The sequence below is a fragment of the Clostridium sp. OM05-6BH genome, assembly GCF_003481635.1.
Lineage (GTDB): Bacteria > Bacillota > Clostridia > Lachnospirales > Lachnospiraceae > Butyribacter.
Map to the genome: position 1 here is coordinate 156,848 of NZ_QULH01000005.1, position 20,577 is coordinate 177,424.

General features: G+C 44.0%; 15 protein-coding genes. All 15 read left to right on the forward strand.

Features of this window, described 5'->3' with window-relative positions:
* The first annotated feature begins 19 nt into the window (after window positions 1-19).
* Window positions 20-586, forward strand: coding sequence for an aminodeoxychorismate/anthranilate synthase component II (locus tag DXB73_RS06890; RefSeq protein WP_118690572.1), 567 nt, complete (start codon window positions 20-22; stop codon window positions 584-586).
* Window positions 587-640: 54 nt separating this feature from the next.
* The gene (gene trpD, locus DXB73_RS06895) at window positions 641-1,639 is read left to right on the forward strand and encodes an anthranilate phosphoribosyltransferase (protein WP_118690573.1); all 999 of its coding nucleotides are present in this window, start codon (window positions 641-643) and stop codon (window positions 1,637-1,639) included.
* Window positions 1,640-1,738: 99 nt separating this feature from the next.
* Window positions 1,739-3,154, forward strand: a complete 1,416-nt coding sequence (trpCF, locus tag DXB73_RS06900; RefSeq protein WP_207665547.1) for a bifunctional indole-3-glycerol-phosphate synthase TrpC/phosphoribosylanthranilate isomerase TrpF — start codon at window positions 1,739-1,741, stop codon at window positions 3,152-3,154.
* A 62-nt stretch (window positions 3,155-3,216) separates the two neighbouring features.
* Complete coding sequence (gene trpB / locus DXB73_RS06905; protein WP_118690574.1) at window positions 3,217-4,401, forward strand: tryptophan synthase subunit beta; 1,185 nt, start codon at window positions 3,217-3,219, stop codon at window positions 4,399-4,401.
* Window positions 4,394-5,167, forward strand: coding sequence for a tryptophan synthase subunit alpha (gene trpA, locus DXB73_RS06910; protein WP_118690575.1), 774 nt, complete (start codon window positions 4,394-4,396; stop codon window positions 5,165-5,167). Before trpB ends, trpA begins: the two co-directional genes overlap by 8 nt.
* A gap of 212 nt (window positions 5,168-5,379) precedes the next feature.
* Entirely contained in the window at window positions 5,380-6,042 is a 663-nt protein-coding gene (locus DXB73_RS06915; protein ID WP_118690576.1) for a hypothetical protein, read from the forward strand.
* A 278-nt stretch (window positions 6,043-6,320) separates the two neighbouring features.
* A complete protein-coding gene (locus DXB73_RS06925) occupies window positions 6,321-8,183 on the forward strand; it encodes a sensor domain-containing diguanylate cyclase (protein ID WP_118690578.1) in 1,863 nt (620 codons plus the stop codon).
* 79 nt (window positions 8,184-8,262) lie between these two features.
* A complete protein-coding gene (locus tag DXB73_RS06930) occupies window positions 8,263-10,209 on the forward strand; it encodes an EAL domain-containing protein (RefSeq protein WP_118690579.1) in 1,947 nt (648 codons plus the stop codon).
* The gene (locus DXB73_RS06935; protein ID WP_182448199.1) at window positions 10,190-12,118 is read left to right on the forward strand and encodes an EAL domain-containing protein; all 1,929 of its coding nucleotides are present in this window, start codon (window positions 10,190-10,192) and stop codon (window positions 12,116-12,118) included. The genes DXB73_RS06930 and DXB73_RS06935 overlap by 20 nt, the downstream gene beginning before the upstream one ends.
* Window positions 12,119-12,191: 73 nt before the next feature.
* Window positions 12,192-13,709 (forward strand): rhamnulokinase family protein, encoded by a 1,518-nt coding sequence (locus tag DXB73_RS06940; RefSeq protein ID WP_118690581.1) that lies wholly within the window; start codon window positions 12,192-12,194, stop codon window positions 13,707-13,709.
* A gap of 1 nt (window position 13,710) precedes the next feature.
* Window positions 13,711-16,674, forward strand: a complete 2,964-nt coding sequence (locus tag DXB73_RS06945; protein WP_118690582.1) for an insulinase family protein — start codon at window positions 13,711-13,713, stop codon at window positions 16,672-16,674.
* Between the two features lie 188 nt (window positions 16,675-16,862).
* On the forward strand, window positions 16,863-17,774 hold the full coding sequence (gene era, locus DXB73_RS06950; protein WP_118690583.1) for a GTPase Era: 912 nt from the start codon (window positions 16,863-16,865) through the stop codon (window positions 17,772-17,774).
* A 151-nt stretch (window positions 17,775-17,925) separates the two neighbouring features.
* The gene (locus DXB73_RS06955) at window positions 17,926-18,216 is read left to right on the forward strand and encodes a hypothetical protein (protein ID WP_118690584.1); all 291 of its coding nucleotides are present in this window, start codon (window positions 17,926-17,928) and stop codon (window positions 18,214-18,216) included.
* Window positions 18,152-18,898, forward strand: a complete 747-nt coding sequence (recO, locus tag DXB73_RS06960) for a DNA repair protein RecO (RefSeq protein WP_118690585.1) — start codon at window positions 18,152-18,154, stop codon at window positions 18,896-18,898. The genes DXB73_RS06955 and recO overlap by 65 nt, the downstream gene beginning before the upstream one ends.
* A 214-nt stretch (window positions 18,899-19,112) precedes the next feature.
* Entirely contained in the window at window positions 19,113-20,510 is a 1,398-nt protein-coding gene (locus tag DXB73_RS06965) for a glycine--tRNA ligase (protein WP_118507838.1), read from the forward strand.
* Window positions 20,511-20,577: the final 67 nt, after the last annotated feature.

The window sequence follows — 20,577 nt, forward strand, 5'->3', positions numbered from 1 at the left end:
TGCAGTAAGGAGGAGCCATATGATTTTATTGATTGATAATTACGATAGTTTTTCTTATAACCTTGTGCAGCTGGTTGGAACGATCGCCCCGGATATCCGTGTGATCCGTAACGATGAGATGACGGTAGAGCAGATCGAACAATTGGCACCGACACACATCATAGTGTCGCCGGGACCGGGACGTCCTTTTAAGGCAGGTGTCTGTGAAGAGGTTATCAAATATTTTAACGGCAAAGTACCGATCCTTGGCGTATGTCTGGGACATCAGGCAATCTGTGAGGTGTACGGAGCGACCATAACATATGCCAAGAAATTGATGCATGGCAAAATGTCGGTGGCAGCGCTTGACACCGAATGCCCGGTTTTTGCGGGGATTGGAGAGACGGCAGAGGTCGCAAGATATCATTCGCTGATCGCTCAGAAAGAGACGATACCGGAATGCTTGCAGGTCATTGCTACGACGGACGATGGAGAAGTCATGGGCGTGAAACATAAAGAGGCACCAACGTACGGACTGCAGTTTCATCCGGAGTCGATCTTGACACCCAAAGGAATTGATATGTTAAAGAATTTTTTGAAACAGTAACAGGAAACAATACAGCAAAGTTTGTAAATAACGAGAAAGGAATGAGTGATCACTATGATTAAAGAGGCAATTAGCACATTAGTAGCAGGTGAGGATCTTACACCGGAGACAATGAAGCAGGTAATGGAAGAGATCATGACAGGTGAAGCAACCGATGCACAGAAAGCATCATTCCTAACAGCACTCGCCATCAAGGGTGAGACAATTGAAGAGATTACAGAGGCAGCCAAAGTTATGAGAAGTCATTGTGCTCCGTTTGACAATGATATAGATACGTTAGAAATTGTTGGTACCGGTGGAGACAGATCCAACACGATCAATATTTCTACACTGGCAGCATTGATCACGAGCGCAGCAGGCATCAAGACAACCAAACATGGTAACCGTGCAGCCTCCGGCAAATGTGGAACAGCAGATTGCCTCGAGGCGCTTGGCGTAAAGATTGATGGAGAAGCAGAGGAGAGCTTACAGTCTCTTCGTGACAACAATTTCTGTTTCTTATTTGCGCAGAAATATCATCCGGCAATGCGTTTTGTTGGTGCAGTTCGCCGCGAGATCGGTATCCGCACAATGTTTAATATTTTGGGACCGCTTGCAAATCCGGCAAAAGCCAATATGCAGCTGATGGGTGTATACGATGAGAACTTGGTAGAACCATTGGCGCATGTATTAGTTAATCTCGGTGTGAAACGTACGATGGTTGTCTATGGAACGGATTGTATTGATGAGATATCCCTTAGTGCACCGACGAAAGTGTGCGAATATCGAGATGGCGAGTACAAAACTTATGAGATCACGCCGGAGCAGTTTGGCTTCACACGTTGCGAAAAGAGCGATCTCGTTGGTGGAGAACCACAGGAAAATGCACAGATCGTGCGTGATATTCTTGGCGGAGCCAAAGGGCCGAAGACAGATGTTGTATTGTTAAATGCAGGTGCAGCGATTTATACAGCAACGGCGGGAATCACCTTTGAAGAGGGCATTGCCAAAGCCAAAGAGGTGCTTGAGAGCGGCGCAGCATTAGAGCGGTTACAGAAACTTACCGCCAAATAATCTGTCGACAATGTTTTTTGTGTGAAATGTTGCGATAGGAGTTGCATAGATACGATACTGCGTGTAAAATCGTGAGCGGACAGAAATAGGAGGACTTGCGTGAATATATTAGAAGAGATTGCTGCTAAGACAAGAGTAAGAGTGGCAGAAAATCAACAGAAAATAACGCTTGCGCAGATGAAAGAGCAGGCGCAGGCACTTAACGCTGATACCGGATTTCCGATGGAACAGGCACTTAAGGCTGAGGGGATATCCTTTATCTGTGAGGTGAAGAAAGCATCCCCATCCAAGGGTCTTATCGCAGAAGATTTTCCGTACCGGGAGATTGCGGCAGATTATGAAGAAGGTGGTGCAGCAGCGATTTCCGTGCTGACCGAACCCTATTATTTTCAGGGGAGCAATGAGTATTTGAAGGCGGTGCGTCAAACTGTCAGTATTCCGATACTGCGCAAGGATTTCACGGTTGATGAGTATATGATCTATGAGGCTAAGGTGATCGGTGCCGATGCGGTGCTTTTGATCTGTGCGATCCTTTCGGATGAAGAACTCTTACATTTTCGGGAGGTTGCGGATTTGCTAGGGCTGACATCTATCGTGGAAGCGCATGATGAGGAAGAAGTTCATCGTGCGATCAAGGCGGGGGCACGTGTGATCGGAGTAAATAACCGCGATCTTCGCAATTTCACAGTTGATATTAATAACAGCGTGCGGCTTCGCGCACAGGTGCCGAAGGATATTATATTTATTTCAGAAAGTGGTATCAAGACGGCACAGGATATTAAAAAATTGGAGCGCAACGCGGTAGATGGTGTGCTGATCGGAGAGACGCTGATGCGTGCTAAAGACCGTGTTCAGGCATTGCAGCAGCTCAAGATTCACTTGAAAATATGCGGTCTGCGCAGACCGGAAGATGTTGCTTATGCCAATGAAGTGCAGCCGGATTTTGCCGGGTTTGTGTTTGCATCGAGTAAACGGCAGGTGACCCGAGAGGAAGCGGCAGAGCTTGTCGAACAACTGGATCCACGCATTCATACAGTAGGCGTGTTCGTCGATCAGCCGGTGGACTTTATTGCAGAGCTTTTGGCGGCAGGGGTGATCGAATATGCACAGCTGCATGGCAGCGAAGATGCGGCGTATATTGAAGCACTTAGAAAACGCACTGCGCTGCTTGGCAAAACGGCAAGGATCATAAAGACGGTGAAAGTTGGATCCACTGCAGATTTGGAGAATATCTCCGAGATAGACTGTGAGTATTTGTTGTTAGATGCGTGGTCTAAGGAAGGCGAAGCAGCGGGCGGCAATGGACGCACGTTTGACTGGTCGCTGATCAAAGCGCTTGAGAAACCATTTTTCTTGGCAGGGGGGCTCACAGTGGATAATGTGCAGCAGGCGGTCAGAATGACTTCGCCGTATGGTATTGATGCCAGCAGCTGCATGGAGACAGAGGACTGCAAAGACCTTAATAAAATGAAAGCATTTGCGCAGGCGGTACGAGTGACCGAAACGAACAATTAGTTACGATTTAGGCAGTACGAGTGACCGAAACGCATAATTAGTTACGATTTAGGAGGATTACAATGAGTAAAGGAAGATTTGGACAGCATGGCGGGCAGTATATTCCCGAGACGCTGATGAATGAGATTCACCATTTGGAAGAGGCATATGAGCATTACAAAAACGATCCGGAGTTTGTCGAAGAGTTGGATACGCTCCTTCGGGAATATGCAGGCAGACCGTCACTTCTTTATTATGCAGAAAAGATGACGAGAGATCTGGGCGGTGCCAAAATATATTTTAAGCGTGAAGATTTGAATCATACAGGATCTCATAAGATCAACAACGTGCTCGGCCAGGCGCTGCTTGCTAAGAAGATGGGCAAGACACGTATTATTGCAGAGACGGGGGCCGGGCAGCATGGCGTGGCAACAGCAACGGCGGCAGCACTGTTAGATCTGGATTGTGAGATCTTTATGGGTAAAGAAGATACGATCCGTCAGGCATTGAATGTATATCGTATGGAACTGTTGGGTGCCAAAGTGCATCCGGTAGAGAGTGGCACGATGACGCTTAAGGATGCCGTTAATGAATGTATGAGAGAGTGGGTCAGCCGTGTGGATGATACCCTGTATGTGCTTGGCTCGGTTATGGGACCGCATCCGTTTCCAACGATCGTGCGTGATTTCCAGAGCGTGATCAGTAAGGAAGCGAGAGCGCAGATATTGGAAAAAGAAGGAAAACTGCCGGATGTCGTTATGGCATGCGTTGGTGGTGGAAGTAATTCCATGGGTATGTTCTATGAATTTATCGGTGATGAATCGGTACGTTTGATCGGTTGTGAAGCTGCCGGGCTCGGTGTTGATACGGATCGGACCGCTGCGACGATGGCAACCGGAACCGAGGGAATCTTCCATGGTATGAAATCCTACTTCTGCCAGGATGAATTTGGACAGATCGCGCCGGTATATTCAATCTCAGCCGGTCTTGATTATCCGGGTGTGGGGCCGGAACATGCATATCTCAAAGACATTGGAAGAGCGGAATATGTTCCGGTAACTGATGAAGAAGCCGTGAATGCCTTTGAGTACATTGCCAAAGAAGAGGGCATTATCGCAGCAATCGAGAGTTCGCATGCGGTAGCACACCTGATGAAGATCGCACCGACGATGAGCAAAGATCAGATCATTATCTGCTGCCTGTCCGGCCGCGGAGACAAAGACGTAGCAGCAATTGCCAGATATAGGGGGATTGATTTACATGAATAGAATACAAAACGTATTTGATAACAAAAAAGCATTTATTGGATTTATTACAGCAGGAGATCCCAGTCTGGACAAGACCGAGGAGTTTATTTTGGAAATGGAAAAAGCGGGTGCAGCACTTGTAGAGATCGGAATTCCATTTTCGGACCCGATCGCAGAGGGCCCGGTTATACAGGAAGCCAATCTTCGCGCGTTGAGCGCAGGATGCACGACAGATAAGATCTTTGATATGGTAGCAAAACTTCGGAAAAAGACACAGATCCCGTTAGCATTTATGGCATATGCAAATTCGCTGTATAAATATGGATATGACCGTTTTTGCAAGAGATGTGCAGAAGTAGGAATCGATGGCTTGATCATTCCGGATATGCCTTTTGAAGAAAAAGGCGAACTGCAGGAATTTACCGAAAAATATGACTTGAAGTTGATCTCTCTGATCGCACCGACTTCACAGGAGCGTATTCAGATGATCGCCAAAGAGGCAGAAGGATTCATCTATGTCGTCTCTTCGCTCGGAGTAACCGGTGTGCGTGACACGATCACGACCGATGTAGGACAGATCGTTGATATGATCCGTCAGGTAACCGATGTGCCGACAGCAGTAGGTTTTGGCATTAATAAGCCGGAGCAGGTTCATCAGTATACACAGATTGCAGATGGAGCCATTGTCGGCAGTGCGATTGTTCGCATTGTGGCACAATACGGAGAGCAGGCAGGACCAAAGATTTACGAATATGTATCGGAAATGGTCGGAGGTCTGGCAGAGTAATCGTGTCTGATCGAGTTACGATAGCTTACGAATTCCTGGTCTGAAAATCAGATACATGATTTGACCTATAAATATACGAGGTTAAAGTATTTGAATGTAATTAAATGGCCTTTATTTAAGGGTCATACATATTCAAAAAAGGAATCCAAAGCAGCCAGGGATTTTTTTGTGGAATATGTCATTGATATGCGCGGTAAGGAGGATAAAAAGATTTGGAAAAAAATGGAAAGATTAAGAAAATAGGCTGTTTGGGTGCATATAGTTTTGTCCTGTTTCTATTTGCTTTTGACTGTCTTTATTTTTGGGTCAGTCAGAAACGGCAGGTTGTTCATTATAATAAACTTACAGAGTGTTTTTATGGCAAACATGTTACCTACTTGTCTGGCGTATATTTATGGGCGTATATATTTTTTATCCTTATGCCTGTTGTTTTCTTTATTTTTTGGAAAAAGAAAATACGAACCGTTGTTTTATTTTCATTGTTGTTTGTCCTGCATGTGGCTGTAGGGACTTCTTTTGTAATCTGGCTGGAAAGCATGGACAATGATGGAACATATGATGGCTTTGGTGATTTCTACCGTTATGAACAGCAAGAGCCCGGTGGGAATTGGGTATTATGTATACAGGAAGTGTATGTTTCTGGTTCAAATCCAGAGGAAAGCAAGCAACATAACATTATTTATGTCCAAACAGGATACAATACTTTGAAGCAGGTCAGGAAATACAAATTTGGACCAGCGGATTACGAAGTTTCCTGGAAAAACGACAGGGTGCAGATATTTCAGGAATTGTGGAATGAAGATAAACCAAACCATAGTCCGTATATAGATATTTATTATGATGAATGGAAAAGGTCGGGGGCAGACAATGACTGAGATGCGAGACATAACTACATATAGTGTGATACAAAGGTTTCACGATGCGGTAAGCGTTGTGAAACCTTTTTTTGAGTGGATTTGCAATGTGGCGGGTGTCGTGAAACCTTTTCCTTTGGCGGGGCTCGCAATGCATATTGGCAAAACCGCAGAAAAAGAGTATACTATAAGTAATTATGTGCAGCTTTGTAAAGTCGAAGCTGTAACAAAGAATGTGTATATATGTGGGGATGTATATACTTGGGTGGCAAAACACGAGAGGAGCTATATGATAGCATATGAAAAAGCATATTAAATTGGAATGGGTTTACATTGCTGTGCTGGTTATCTCATTAATTTTGTCAATTGTTACAGGCGTTCAGATCGCCGGTGAAGTGGTTAATGTGCGACATAACTTATCAGAGCAGAACATGGGCATGAACGCATTTGTCTATGGCAAATATATTGACTCTTATTTAACGAATAGAGTGGAACTGCTCAATACAATGGCAGACTGTATCGCAGAACTTGGCAGCACAGATCCGGATGATCTGCATACGGTTCTGGTAGGACAGAATGAATTTAGCAGAATATGCCTGTTAAACAACGAAGGAAAGAAAATCTGTGGAGCAAATTATGAGGTAGACAATCTTAAGGACAAGCCTTTTTATGATACGCTGATGCAAGGAAAAAATGTCGTAGCGCCGTCGATAGAGATCGATACGGACGATAAGGAAGTATTGCGCTTTTATGCACCGGTTCAAAAGAACGGTAAGACAATTATGACGATCGCAGCAGGAATTTTGACACAGGAAATTAAGACTGTCTTGAATGAAGCAGATTACAAAGGAGACGGTGCACTCTGTATTGTCAACGAATTAGGCGATTATGTGCTTGGAGATAACGACTATGAATCCATGTTGAAAAATCGTGGCGGCAATCATTTCTCATACTTGAACAGCTGTCAGATGTTGGATGGTGTCAGTTCAGTGGATGAACTAGAGGAACGTATGGGAAATCAGTTGATCGCATCAGTAGACTATCAGCATGCCGGAGTCAAATATTCGGCGCAGTACGTACCGCTTAGTGTTAACAATTGGTACGCTGTTACGACGATGCCGACGAAAAGCTTTGGCTCAACGGTCGATGTGGTTAGCACGGGTACAATAGTGTTAACCGTCGTATCTGTGATCTTTATCTTGATATTTCTTGCTATGTCTGCATACATAATGGTACGCAATATTAAGCTTCGCACAGAAAACGAGCGACATAACATTTTAGAGCAGTGTGATCAGAGTGTATCGTTCCAGGTGACATTTCGTCCACACAAAATGGAGTTTTATGGTGATGTTAAGAGCATCATTGGAACAGAGATCGGCAAACTTTCCGGAGAAGCCGTGTATGATATATATGATTGGATCCATGAGGATGATTATTCTCTGAGAGGTCGCATGAGCAGCTTTTGGGAGGGAGAGGATACGAAATTTAATACAGAAGTACGTATCCGTAACATCAAAGGAAATTACAGATGGTATCGTATTGTCGGTATACTGGAACGTAATGAGTTTGGCGCTAATGAATCGTTCGTCGGTAAAATCGTCAATGTTGATGAGGAATTAAGCGAAGAGAAAGAACTTGTTCAGCGGGCTGAGAATGACATGTTGACAGGTGTTCTCAACAAGAAGACAATGGAAAAACGTGTTTCTTTGATGCTCAAAAACCGTGGCGATAAATACGTTATTTTCTATATGGTCGACTTGGATAATTTCAAGAATGTTAACGATACGCTTGGTCATATTTATGGAGATCAGGCAATCGTAGAGACAGCGCAATGTCTTAATAAAGTATTTGCGAATCAGGATTGCATTGGCAGACTCGGCGGCGATGAGTTTGCAGTATGCGTATCCTATCAGGCATTTGATGAGCAGGGACTATTAGAGTTTATCGGCAAGAAAGCACAGGAAATTTGTGCCGGCAACCGTCGTACTTATACGGACAATGCATCCAGTGTATCGATCACGAGCAGTATTGGAGTAGCGTACGCACCGGATATGGGAGATAGCTTTACGGAGTTATATACACAAGCCGATTGTGCTCTGTATTATTCCAAAGCGAACGGAAAAGATCAGTATCATATCTATTCGCCGAAGGATGATAATTAATATACGAGGATAGAGATGATGGAAATGTAGCGACTCATTGTCCGGAGTTTCCGGACGATGAGGGGCATGGGAGAATAAGATGGATTATGTAATTTCTTATGAGGTGATGTCGATCGTGATACTGGCACTTATTTTGGTGTCCTATACGTGTCACAAATGGCTGGATATCAAGAGAAACCGAACGTTTAATTTACTGGTGATCATGACGATCTGTACGGTGATCGTGGATCTTATAGGACGTTCGTGTGTATATGTTGTAGGCAGCAATGCTCTATTTATGGCAACTGTAGTTGCCACTGTGGTAAATCTCAGCCTATATCAGGTTTGCCTGGTGTTTTATAAATACACACTAAATACGCTCGGATGTGCCAATGTATTTTATCAAGGCATCAGTGTAGTGTTTTTAGTGCTTGACCTGTTGGTTGATATTGCGTTATTGTCTAATCCATGGACACATTTCTTTTTTGAATATAATGGGCTACATAAAGGACAATACCAGATTCATTATGGCATGGTAGTGTTATTGATCTGTGCAGAAATACTTATGCTGGCTGATGCATATTTCCTCTATCGATATCGTCATAAGATTGCAAAAGATCAGTTTCTTATTCTTACATGGACTGTTCCGATCATTATGGTAACGATGTATTTTCAATATATGACACCTACGCGCTGGAGACTTACTTACTTTATTTTGTCACTGCTCGTTATTGTGTACTATGTTACAATGCATATGTCGGATCAGCATTTGGAACAGAATATGCGCTGTTTTTCCCGTATCGGCTTTCGGAAAGTTGTTGAAGAGTACGAAAGATATCAGGATAATTTTGCTTGTGTATCGGTTAATATCCGTAATCTGTCCAGTATGATGAATATGTGTTCAGAGCAAGAGTTGTCGATAGTTCATAATCGTATTGCTTCCTATTTGCAAAGCACAACGAAAGCACGTGGTGTGTATAAATTCCATAATTCCGAGTATGTTGTAGTATTCAAAACGTATAGTAAGGCGTGGGAAGCAGGTCGTTCTTTGCTGCAGAGTATGCCGAAGGTACTTCGGATCAACGGACAAAATATTCCTGTCAGCTACGGGCTTTATATGATACAGTTCATCGATGCGGAGTATAATGCCGGTGATTTTTACCGGATCATGGAAGGACTGCGGCGTGTGATATTAGAACGGTCTATTTCAGAGGAGGTACTTTGTTACGAGGGTGATATTAAGATTTTATTACAGAGAGAATTGTCAGCTGTCAGCAGATTGAACGAGATGACAAACGGAGATGAGTTTTTATTCCGCTTTCAGCCGATCTATGACACGGAGGCAGGAGAAGTTGCCGGACTGGCAATCAAGGTTATGCTTGCTATGCCGGACGGAGTCTATTTGGAAGAAAGTGATATATGGAGACTTGCCGAGAAAAATGGCAATGGCAATCGAATTACATTGTACTGCTTGGAGCGGGTGATAGGATTTGCTGTGAAACATTATATTTTTGAACAGGGTATCAGGCATCTTCATATTAGTATGACAACGATGCAGATCAGTTCACAGGAAATGATCGAACAGTATTGCGATATATTGCTGTTTCATCAGATACGTCCGGAGCAGTTAGTTATTGAGATTAATGTCGATCAGGCGTTGCCGGAAAATATTCTGAAGGAAAATATTCAGTATTTGCGCGATAAGGGATTTGTTGTATTGTTGGATCAATTCGGTATGAATGTGTGCAACCTTAAAGATATGTTAGCGCTGCCGTTTGACATGGCAAAGTTTCATCAAAACATGACAAAACGTTTTATGCAGGATCGTCAGATGGAGCTAAAGCATCTGGTACATATGCTGCGTAGACAGAATTGGCAGATTTTTCTGGATGGCGTAGATTACAGTATGCCGCTTGGTACGTTTCGGGAGATGGGCGTGACAGGCGTGCAGGGTGAGTCGATGACTCCGTATATGCAAGAAGATGAGTTGATTGACTGGCTCAGACGGAGAGGAGGGGATGTACATTATGAAAATGATACCTTATAATGTGCATTATGAGATCGGAGCTTCGTTGTTAATGATCTTGCTTTTGTGCTGTATTGTCGGCAAAAAGAGACTGCGCACGCGTTCCAACAATCTGTTTTTATGTAATGTATGTCTGTTGATCGTCGGAAATCTTATTGATGGGCTCTGTGGTATGATCAATAGCGGAATGATAACATGCAGTGTACATACACAACGTTTATGCAATGCGTTAGATGGCAGTATTTATTATCTGTTGATCGCAGTATACGTACTGTATTTCTTGAGTTTGGCGTATCTGACGAACTATCATAATAAGCAAATATTTTCAATGAGCATTTTGATGGTGGTGCTTGCTGCGGTTTGCTTTGTACTTCCATTTTTACAGAATAATTCTTGGAGCAATGGAAAGTATGTTTTTCATGGGATTTCGGTTTCCGGTATCACCGAAGGAATCACGGTAGTGTATGTGGTGAGTGCCATGATCTATCTGCTCTTGCATGAAAAAAAGATGGGCAAGCAGAAGAAAGGTTTCTTTTTGCTCTGTAATATAGTGTTTGTTGGAGCAATTGGGGTACAGCACATGGGAATCTTTAGCTGTCGCTTTGTGTATCCCATCTTGGCAGCTATCATCTTCGCGTATTTTTTGTTGTTCCAGAGTCCGGATTACTACATGGATCGTTTAACTTGGGCATTTAACCAGACAGCCTTTTTTGACATATTGCGGGAATGCGTACAATACCGGGAGCCGGCCAATTTTTTGCTGGTTCGTATTAACGAATACAATTCTTTGCTGCGTATACATCAGTATGAGAATCTGGCTCAGGTAAGAAGTAATATATCTGAAATACTGCGTGATACAGGGACAAAGCGGGAGGCAACGGTGTATCGCATTGGTGCCTCGACCTTTGCAGTCCATTGTCGAGACAAAGAGCAGATCAAGCGTCTGCATGAACTCTTTTTATCCTATCTGCCAAAACGGTGGGAGATTGAGGATGAAGTGATCAAAACGAACTATTGCTACTATTTGTTGGCATATGAAGGCGATGATACGTCTTTTGAAAAATTAGTGCAATGGATCCACTATGCAAGGTCTGATCACAAGTCGCATCATAAACAGGGAGAGTTGATCACTCTGCGTTATGATATTATGACAGAAACCGAACGACAGAGAGAAGTGCTGCGTTATATTGAAGAAGCTATCTTAGATCAAAGAATGGAAATTCATATGCAGCCGGTATATTCATTGGAACAGGATAAGATCACTTCGCTAGAGGTGCTTAGCAGAATGAAAGATCAGGAAGGCAACTTTATCAATCCGGAATATTTCATTCATGTTGCGGAAGAGAATCACTGTATTTTGAAATTGGGTGAGCTGATCTTCCGACGTGCCTGTATTTTTGCCAGTCAAAATCATATTTTTGATTATGGGATCGAATATATGAATGTTAATATTTCACCGGGACAATGTCAGTACGAGCGGTTGACAGAGGATTTTGTTAAGATTGCCGCGGAATACGATATTCCGGTGGAACGGATCCATTTGGAGATTACAGAGAGTGAATTTCAGGCTCCTCAGGCGGTAGAGCGTACGTTAGACAGGCTTCGAAAGTTTGGCATGCAGGTGGCATTAGACGATTTCGGAACAGGCTGTTCTACTCTTTTGAGTATTTTGGAGCTGCCAATCGACTATGTAAAGATTGATAAAAGTCTGGTATGGTCTTATGGCGAAGGCGGCAATCAGTTTTTGGATGATCTGATGCCGGTTATCAAAAATGAGGGTAAGAAAGTTATTGCAGAGGGAATTGAGACGGAAGAACATATTGAAATATTTAGGCGGCTGCAGGGGGATTATCTACAGGGATATTATTATTCAAAACCGTTACCGGAGCATGAATTTGTAAAGTATGTACGTGAGTTTAATCATGTATAGACGGTTGATGCAGATAGAACTTTGATAGTGTTATCCTATGGATGAAGAGTTATGATCATGGAGGACAGAAAATATGACAAAAAATGTATTGGCGTTTGATCTTGGGGCAAGTAGCGGGCGTGGTATGCTGGCACGGTTTGACGGTGAGAAGATCACCTTGGAGGAGGTCCACCGTTTTCCGCATAATTTCAGCATGTTAAACGGTCATGCCTACTGGAATTTACTGCATTTAATGGATGAGATGAAGAATGGACTGCGTAAAAGCGGCAAAGATCTGTCCGGTGTCGGCTTTGACACTTGGGGCGTGGATTGTGGCTTTTTGTCGCGGGAAGGAGATCTGCTTGCTATGCCGGGCAGTTACCGCGATCCGGGACTGGATGACGCCAATATGAGGGAGGCACTGATCGCACTGCATCCAAATGGACAGACCGGAGAGTCAACGATCGGTGCACTGGAAGCGGCTGTTTTGGATGGCGAAAAATATGCATTTGGACAGACCGGAATTGCCAGTTTGGCATATAATACGATTTATAAATTATATTATATGAAGAAGCACATGCCTTCCATCTTAGAACAGACGGACACGATCCTAATGATGCCGAACCTGATCGAATATTTATTTTCCGGTGTGAAACATACGGAATATTCAATTGCCTCGACATCACAGCTCTATAATATGGAGCAAAAATGCTGGGCAAAGCCATTGCTCGACAAACTGCAGTTTGATCCGGGCTGGTTTACAGAGGTGGATCTTGCAGGGCGGGATCTGGGAACTCTGCGTACAGATGTTGCGAAAGAGACAAAACAGCAGGATCTGCACATTATATCCGCACCGGGACACGATACTGCGTGTGCGGTGGCGGCGGTTCCGGCAGAGGAAGAACAGTATACATTTTTGTCCAGCGGCACATGGTCTTTGATGGGTATTTCCTCGAAGACGATGCTTACAGGGGATAACATTATACGCGACAAGATCTCCAATGAGGGAACGAGCGATGGCGGTTATCGTCCAACGGTAAATATTATCGGCTTGTGGATGCAGCAGGAGATCAGACGTAATTTCGCGGCAGAAGGCAGAGAGTATACATTTCCGCAGCTGGCAGAACTTGCGGCCAAGGAGAAGCCGTTGCAAAGCTTTATAAGACCGGATGATTTTATGCAGCCGGGAGACTATCCGACTAAGATTCGGGAATACTGTAAGCAGACCGGACAGCCGGTACCGCAGACAGATGGTGCCTTGGTTCGCTGCATTTTGGAGAGCCTGGCACTTAAATACAAGCAGACGTATTTGTCCCTGAAACCATATATTACGTGGGAAGAAAAGTTATATATTGTAGGCGGTGGCGTGCAGAACGAGTTGTTAAATCAATATACAGCAAATGCACTTGGCATTCCGGTAATTACCGGGGCGAGCGAAGCCACAGCCGTTGGCAATGTCATGGCACAGTTTAAGGCACTCGGCTGTTATGACACGGCACAGCAAAAATGTGATATACTGGCAGCGTCGTTTGATACGAAAACGTATTTGCCACAGGAGCAGGAAGCTTGGCAGGAAGCATATGGCAAATTTGAACAATTAATGGAGGACTAGAATGGAGACAAGATTAAAGACAGTAGAAGATTTTAAGATTCCGAAAGCGTATACTTTACAGAAGGCAGAGTATGTGAAAGAGCTTGACAGTTTTGCGTTGGTGTTAAAACATAATTTGAGTGGCGCGCGAATTTTGGTATTCAGCAATGAGGATGACAATAAAGTATTCAGTATTGGTTTTCGTACACCGCCAAAGGATTCGACCGGCGTTCCACATATCATTGAGCATACGGTATTGTGCGGATCCAAGCATTTCCCGGCCAAAGACCCTTTTGTAGAGTTGGTAAAGGGCTCGCTCAATACATTCCTAAATGCCGTGACCTATCCGGACAAGACATTATATCCGATTGCAAGCTGCAACGACAAAGATTTTCAGAATCTGATGCATGTATATATGGACGCCGTATTTTATCCAAATATATACGAGCATGAGGAAATTTTTAAGCAGGAAGGCTGGCATTATGAATTAGAGTCTCCGGAGGATGACATTACGTATAATGGTGTTGTATATAATGAGATGAAAGGTGCATTTTCATCGGAAGAAAGCGTGTTAGAGCGTTATGTAATGAATAGTTTATTCCCGGATAATACGTATGGCAATGAGTCCGGTGGTGATCCGCGCGACATTCCGAATCTGACGTATGAAGATTATCTGGACTTTCATAGACAGTATTATCATCCGGTCAACAGCTATATCTATCTCTATGGAGATATGGATGTCACAGAGCACTTAGAGTGGATGGACGCTAATTACTTAAGCAATTTCCCGGCGATCACGATCGATTCGCAGATCCCGCTGCAAAAGCCATTTGCTGAGCACAAAGTGTTAGAAAAGAAATATGCAGTGGCTCAGGACGCAGATCGCAGTGAGAAACATTATTATGCTTATGGTGCGGCGCTTGACATTACATTGGATGTCAATACGTGCAAAGCGTTCGACGTATTGTCTTATGTGTTAGCACAACAGCCGGGCGCACCGCTCAAGCAGGCATTATTGGATGCAGGTATCGGTACAGACGTAGACGTGGATTTCTGCGACATTATGCGTCAAAGTACCTTTTCGGTTTATACCAAAAACGCAAAACCGGGTCTGCGTGATAAATTTGCAGAGGTGCTACGGGCAACATTGCAGCAGCAGGTAGATCAGGGGATCAACCGCAAAGATTTGGAAGCGGCGATCAACGGTATGGAGTTTAAAGACAAAGAAGCGGATTTTGGTTCTTATCCAAAGGGATTGCTGTATGGAATGAAGCTGCTTCGTACATGGCTCTATGACGATGAGATGCCGTATGATGCTTTGCAGTATGAGGGCTGCTATACCTTTTTGAGAGAGCAGATCGGAACCGGATATTATGAGCAACTGATCCAGAAGTATCTGTTAGACAATGAGCATGCAGTGTGGGTGGAGATGATTCCGGAACCGGGACTTTCCATTCGCTTAGAGCAGGAAACAGCTCAAAAACTGCAGGAATATAAAGATTCTCTAAATGAGGAGCAGATCACACAGTTGATCGAGCAGACGAAAGCGCTGAAACGTTATCAGGAAGAGCCATCTCCAAAGGAAGTGCTTGAAATGATCCCAATGTTGTCCAGAGAGGACATCAAAAAGACGATTCAGCCACTGCATAATACGATGAAAGAATTGCATGATGTGCAGACCTTGCATCATGAGATCCATACCAACAATATTGTATATCTGCAAATGTTGTTTGATGCAGATGCGTGCAAAGATTATATGCCGCAGATGAGCTTTTTGACAACATTGTTAGGTTATATGGATACGAAAGAGCACAATTACCGCGAGTTTGATACGGAAACCAACTTTTATACCGGTGGTATTTCCACGGATGTGGGAGTATACTGCGAGGCAGGTAAGAGTGACGTATATAGTGTGAAGTTCTCAGTAACGACAAAAGTGCTTACTGACAAGTTAGCGAATGCACTGCGGCTGATCGAAGAGATGTTATTTGATACCTCTTTTGATGATGAAAAGCATCTTCGTGAGGTAGTTGCAGAAAGCCGCTCCCGTTTGAAAGTGCAGTTGATGGCGAGCGGACATCAGGCGGCAGCGGGAAGAGCGATGGCAGCAGTGTCTGAGAGTTCTTATGTCAACGACCGTGCGGTTGGTATGGGATATTATCAATATCTGGTACAGTTAGATGAGCATTTTGAAGAAGAAAAGGAGCGATTGATCACAGGCTGCAGACAGTTGCTGCATATGCTTCTTCGCAAAGATAATATGTTGATCTCCATCACGGGTGGAGAAGAAGAGTATCGTGCTTTGGAGCAAGAGATCGGTTCATTCTTAGAGCGCATTGATGCGTTCCAAGCTGCGGATAGCAAAGCATCTAACGCTGTCTTGTCTGTATTTGGTGGTGAGCGAAAACGTGTTTCGGAGGCGTTTTCCACACCGGCAGAGATTCAGTATGTTGCGATCGCCGGCAAGTTTGATAATGTCAAAGAAGTCAATAACGGCGCTTTACAGGTAGTGCGTCACTTGCTAAATTACGATTATCTCTGGAATCAAGTCCGGGTGAAAGGTGGCGCTTACGGTGTAGGATGCCGCTTTAACAGGGAGCGGGAGGGATATTTCACATCATACCGCGATCCAAATCTGTCAGCAACGTTAGAGGTGTATCGCCATGCAGCAGAGTATTTGGAACAGTATGATGCGAAAGAGCGTGAAGTAACCAAAACGATCATCGGTACGATCAGTGGTATTGATACACCGCTCACACCATATATGAAGGGAAAACGTTCTTTGTCTGCATATTTGACCAATGTGACCGAAGAAATGATGCAGAAACAGCGCGATCAGGTGCTTAACTGCGATATAGAGGATATTCGACAGACAGCAGACGTTGTGCGAGAAGTGATCCGTGATGGCGTGATCTGTGTAATCGGTAATGAGAAGAAAATTGCCGAGGAAGAGAAGCTGTTTGAGAGCATAGAGCCATTGCAGTAAGAGAGCTTTGCTTGAGAGCATAGAGCCATTGCATAAGAGAACTTTGCTTGAGAGCATAGAGTCGTTGCAGTGGGAAACTTAAGAGAGCAGGAGCAGTGTGCTGAAAGGCGAAACTGTTCGGAAATACAGCCGAAATGACTCGTTTTGAGAGGCTGCCGAAAGTACATACCATAGAAAGAGAGGACAAGATGAACAATTATAAATCAGGGTTTGTTACTTTGATCGGAAGACCAAATGTTGGAAAATCAACATTGATGAATCGGTTGATCGGACAGAAAATCGCGATCACCTCCAACAAACCACAGACAACGCGCAATCGGATCCAGACTGTCTATACGTGCGATGAGGGGCAGATCATATTTTTGGACACACCGGGTATTCATAAGGCAAAAAATAAACTGGGCGAATACATGGTGTCCGTTGCCGAACGCACTTTGAAAGAAGTAGATGTGATTCTGTGGCTGGTTGAGCCGAGTACGTTTATTGGTGCCGGTGAGCAGCATATTGCCGAGCAGTTGCGCAGCGTAAAGACGCCGGTATTTTTGGTCATTAATAAGATCGATACCGTTGAGAAAGCGGAAATTCTTAAATTCATTGCGGCATACAAAGATATTGTGGATTTTGCGGAAATTATTCCGGTATCCGCGCTCAAAGGAGAAAATACGGATGATCTGTTGCAGGCAATGATGAAATATCTGCCCACAGGGCCGCAATATTATGATGAGGACACGATTACGGATCAGCCGGAGCGACAGATTGTTGCGGAAATGATCCGAGAGAAAGCACTGCGCAATTTGAGCGATGAGATTCCACATGGCATTGCCGTTGCAATAGATCGGATGCACGAGCGTCCGAATGGCAGTATTATTGATATCGATGCGACGATCGTATGCGAGCGCAATTCACATAAGGGAATCATTATTGGTAAACAGGGTGCCATGCTCAAAAAGATTGGATCACAGGCGCGTGCCGATATGGAAGCTTTGCTGGACTGCAAAGTGAACCTAAAATTGTGGGTTAAAGTCAAAAAAGATTGGCGAGACAGTGATTTCCTGATTAAAAATTTTGGCTATCGAAAGACAGATTACGAAGATCTTTAGGCAGAAAGTTCGATCGATGTAAGAGTGATTACGAGATTTTTTTCGACTTATTAGCAAGTCGAAATCTCTTGGGACGGCAATAGTTTCCAGAATAGAGAGCCCATGAAATCACCATGCTAATAGAAAGACTTAAGAAAGGCATGGTGAGAAGATGAAGTACCAAGATCAATGGGAGCAATTTGAAGAAACAGGAAAAGTAGCAGATTATTTGGCATATTGCAGACAAGCAGGACAGATGAGTGCCGGAAATATAATGGATGGCAGTGCATTAGGGATGGCAGTGGCCGAAAATGTCATGTGGAGTGGCAGTGTGAGAAACGCCGGTGAAGGAGACTGGGATCGTGGCGACAATGGGACACCACAGGAGGTAGCAAAACATGCGGGAGACGATAACGGTGACGGGGATGATCTTACAGACATCACCGCTGAAAGAGTACGATAGGCGGGTAGAGATACTCACCAGAGAACGAGGAAGAATATCGGCATTTGCACAGGGCGCGAGAAGACCAAACAGCGCCCTGTCTGCCTGTACGATTCTTTTTACCTTTGGTACCTTTACGCTCTATCCCGGCAGAGATTCTTACCGCCTGCAGAGTGGCTCCATTCAGACGCAGTTTGGAGAATTGGCACAGGATTACGATGCATTATGTTATTGTTCCTATTTTGGAGAAATGGCGCGATATTTCACCAGAGAAGGTGTGGAAGCTTCTAGGGAGCTTATGTTATTATACGTTACACTGCGCGCTGTCATGCATGGCAAAATGACACTTCCACTCGTTCGCGTTATCTACGAGCTGCGTCTTATGATGATCGAGGGCGAGATGGTGGAATTATTTCAATGTCTGCATTGCGGCACGAAAGAAGTCAACACCGTTTATTTGCAAGCGGGGGGATTGCTTTGTCCGGCATGCGCTGCCAAGGATAAGACGACAAAAGATGCCTATCCGATACAGTTAAGCTCCGATGCACTCTATACTCTGCAATACATATTGACCAGTGAATGGAGCAAACTTTATGCGTTCGGTGTGTCCGAGGAGGTTTTGCGCGAACTCACACATTTTATGAAACGTTATCTTGGCAGATATCTGCCACATCAATTCAAATCAGAAGCATTTCTTAAATAAATCTTAAACAGAATGTGACGTTACAGATTAAGGGGAAAATGATCCTGTCAGACGCCAATCTGACGATGGAGGAGGGCAGGATCTATGGATTCTTACTTGCAATAATTGTCTTGAGATGGTATATTTTTGTATTAGAATGTGCTTGCCGTGTATTAAGCCGGATGGCAGAATTCATGAGGGAGCATGACGCAATATACAGGAAAGAGGTTTCATTATGGAAAAGACTATGGACAAGATTGTGGCATTGGCAAAAGCAAGAGGATTTATTTATCCGGGTTCAGAAATATACGGCGGACTTGCGAATACATGGGATTACGGTAACTTAGGCGTTGAGCTTAAGAATAATGTAAAGCAGGCTTGGTGGAAGAAATTTATTCGTGAAAATCCTTACAATGTAGGTATTGACTGCGCGATTCTGATGAATCCTCAGACATGGGTAGCATCCGGTCATTTGGGAAGCTTCTCCGATCCGTTGATGGATTGTAAAGAGTGTCATGAGCGTTTCCGTGCAGATAAGGTTATCGAGGACTATATGGCAGATAACGGCATTGCAATCGAAGGCAGTGTAGATGCATGGTCCAATGAGCAGATGGAAAATTACATCAAAGAGAAAGAAATTTGCTGCCCAAGCTGTGGCAAGAAGAACTTTACGGAGATCCGTCAGTTCAACTTGATGTTTAAGACATTCCAGGGCGTTACTGAGGATGCGAAGAATACCGTATATCTTCGCCCGGAGACAGCACAGGGTATTTTCGTAAACTTTAAGAATGTACAGCGTACATCTCGCAAGAAGATCCCATTTGGTATCGGACAGATCGGAAAGTCTTTCCGTAACGAGATCACACCGGGTAACTTTACATTCCGTACACGTGAGTTTGAGCAGATGGAGCTTGAGTTCTTCTGTGAGCCGGATACGGATCTGGAGTGGTTTGCATATTGGAAAGAGTTCTGTATTAACTGGCTGAAATCTCTTGGCATGAAAGAAGAAGAGATGCGTGTAAGAGATCACGAGAAAGAGGAGCTTTCTTTCTATAGTAAGGCAACGACCGATATTGAGTTCCTGTTCCCATTTGGATGGGGCGAGCTTTGGGGTATCGCAGATCGTACGGATTACGACTTGACACAGCATCAGAATGTATCCAAAGAGGATATGTCTTACTTTGATGATGCGAAGGGCGAGAAATATATTCCATATGTTATTGAGCCATCATTGGGTGCTGATCGTGTGGTACTGGCATTCTTGTGTGGTGCATACGATGAAGAAAATATCGGTACAGAGGAGAAACCGGATGTGCGTACAGTACTTCATTTCCATCCGGCTTTGGCACCGGTTAAGATCGGTGTACTTCCGCTTTCTAAGAAGCTTAGCGAGTCTGCGACAAAGATTTATGAAGAGCTTTCTAAGACTTATAACTGCGAATTTGATGATCGTGGAAACATTGGTAAGAGATATCGCCGTCAGGATGAGATCGGAACACCATTCTGCATTACTTATGATTTTGATTCAGAGGAAGATGGAGCAGTTACTGTTCGTGACCGTGACACGATGGAGCAGGAGCGCGTGAAGATTGCAGATCTTCCGGCATATTTTGCAGACAAATTTGAGTTTTAAGGACTACTATCGTTAAAGATGTTTTGGTGAATGGATCGAAGTCCTGATAAATATAAGGGCAGCGTAA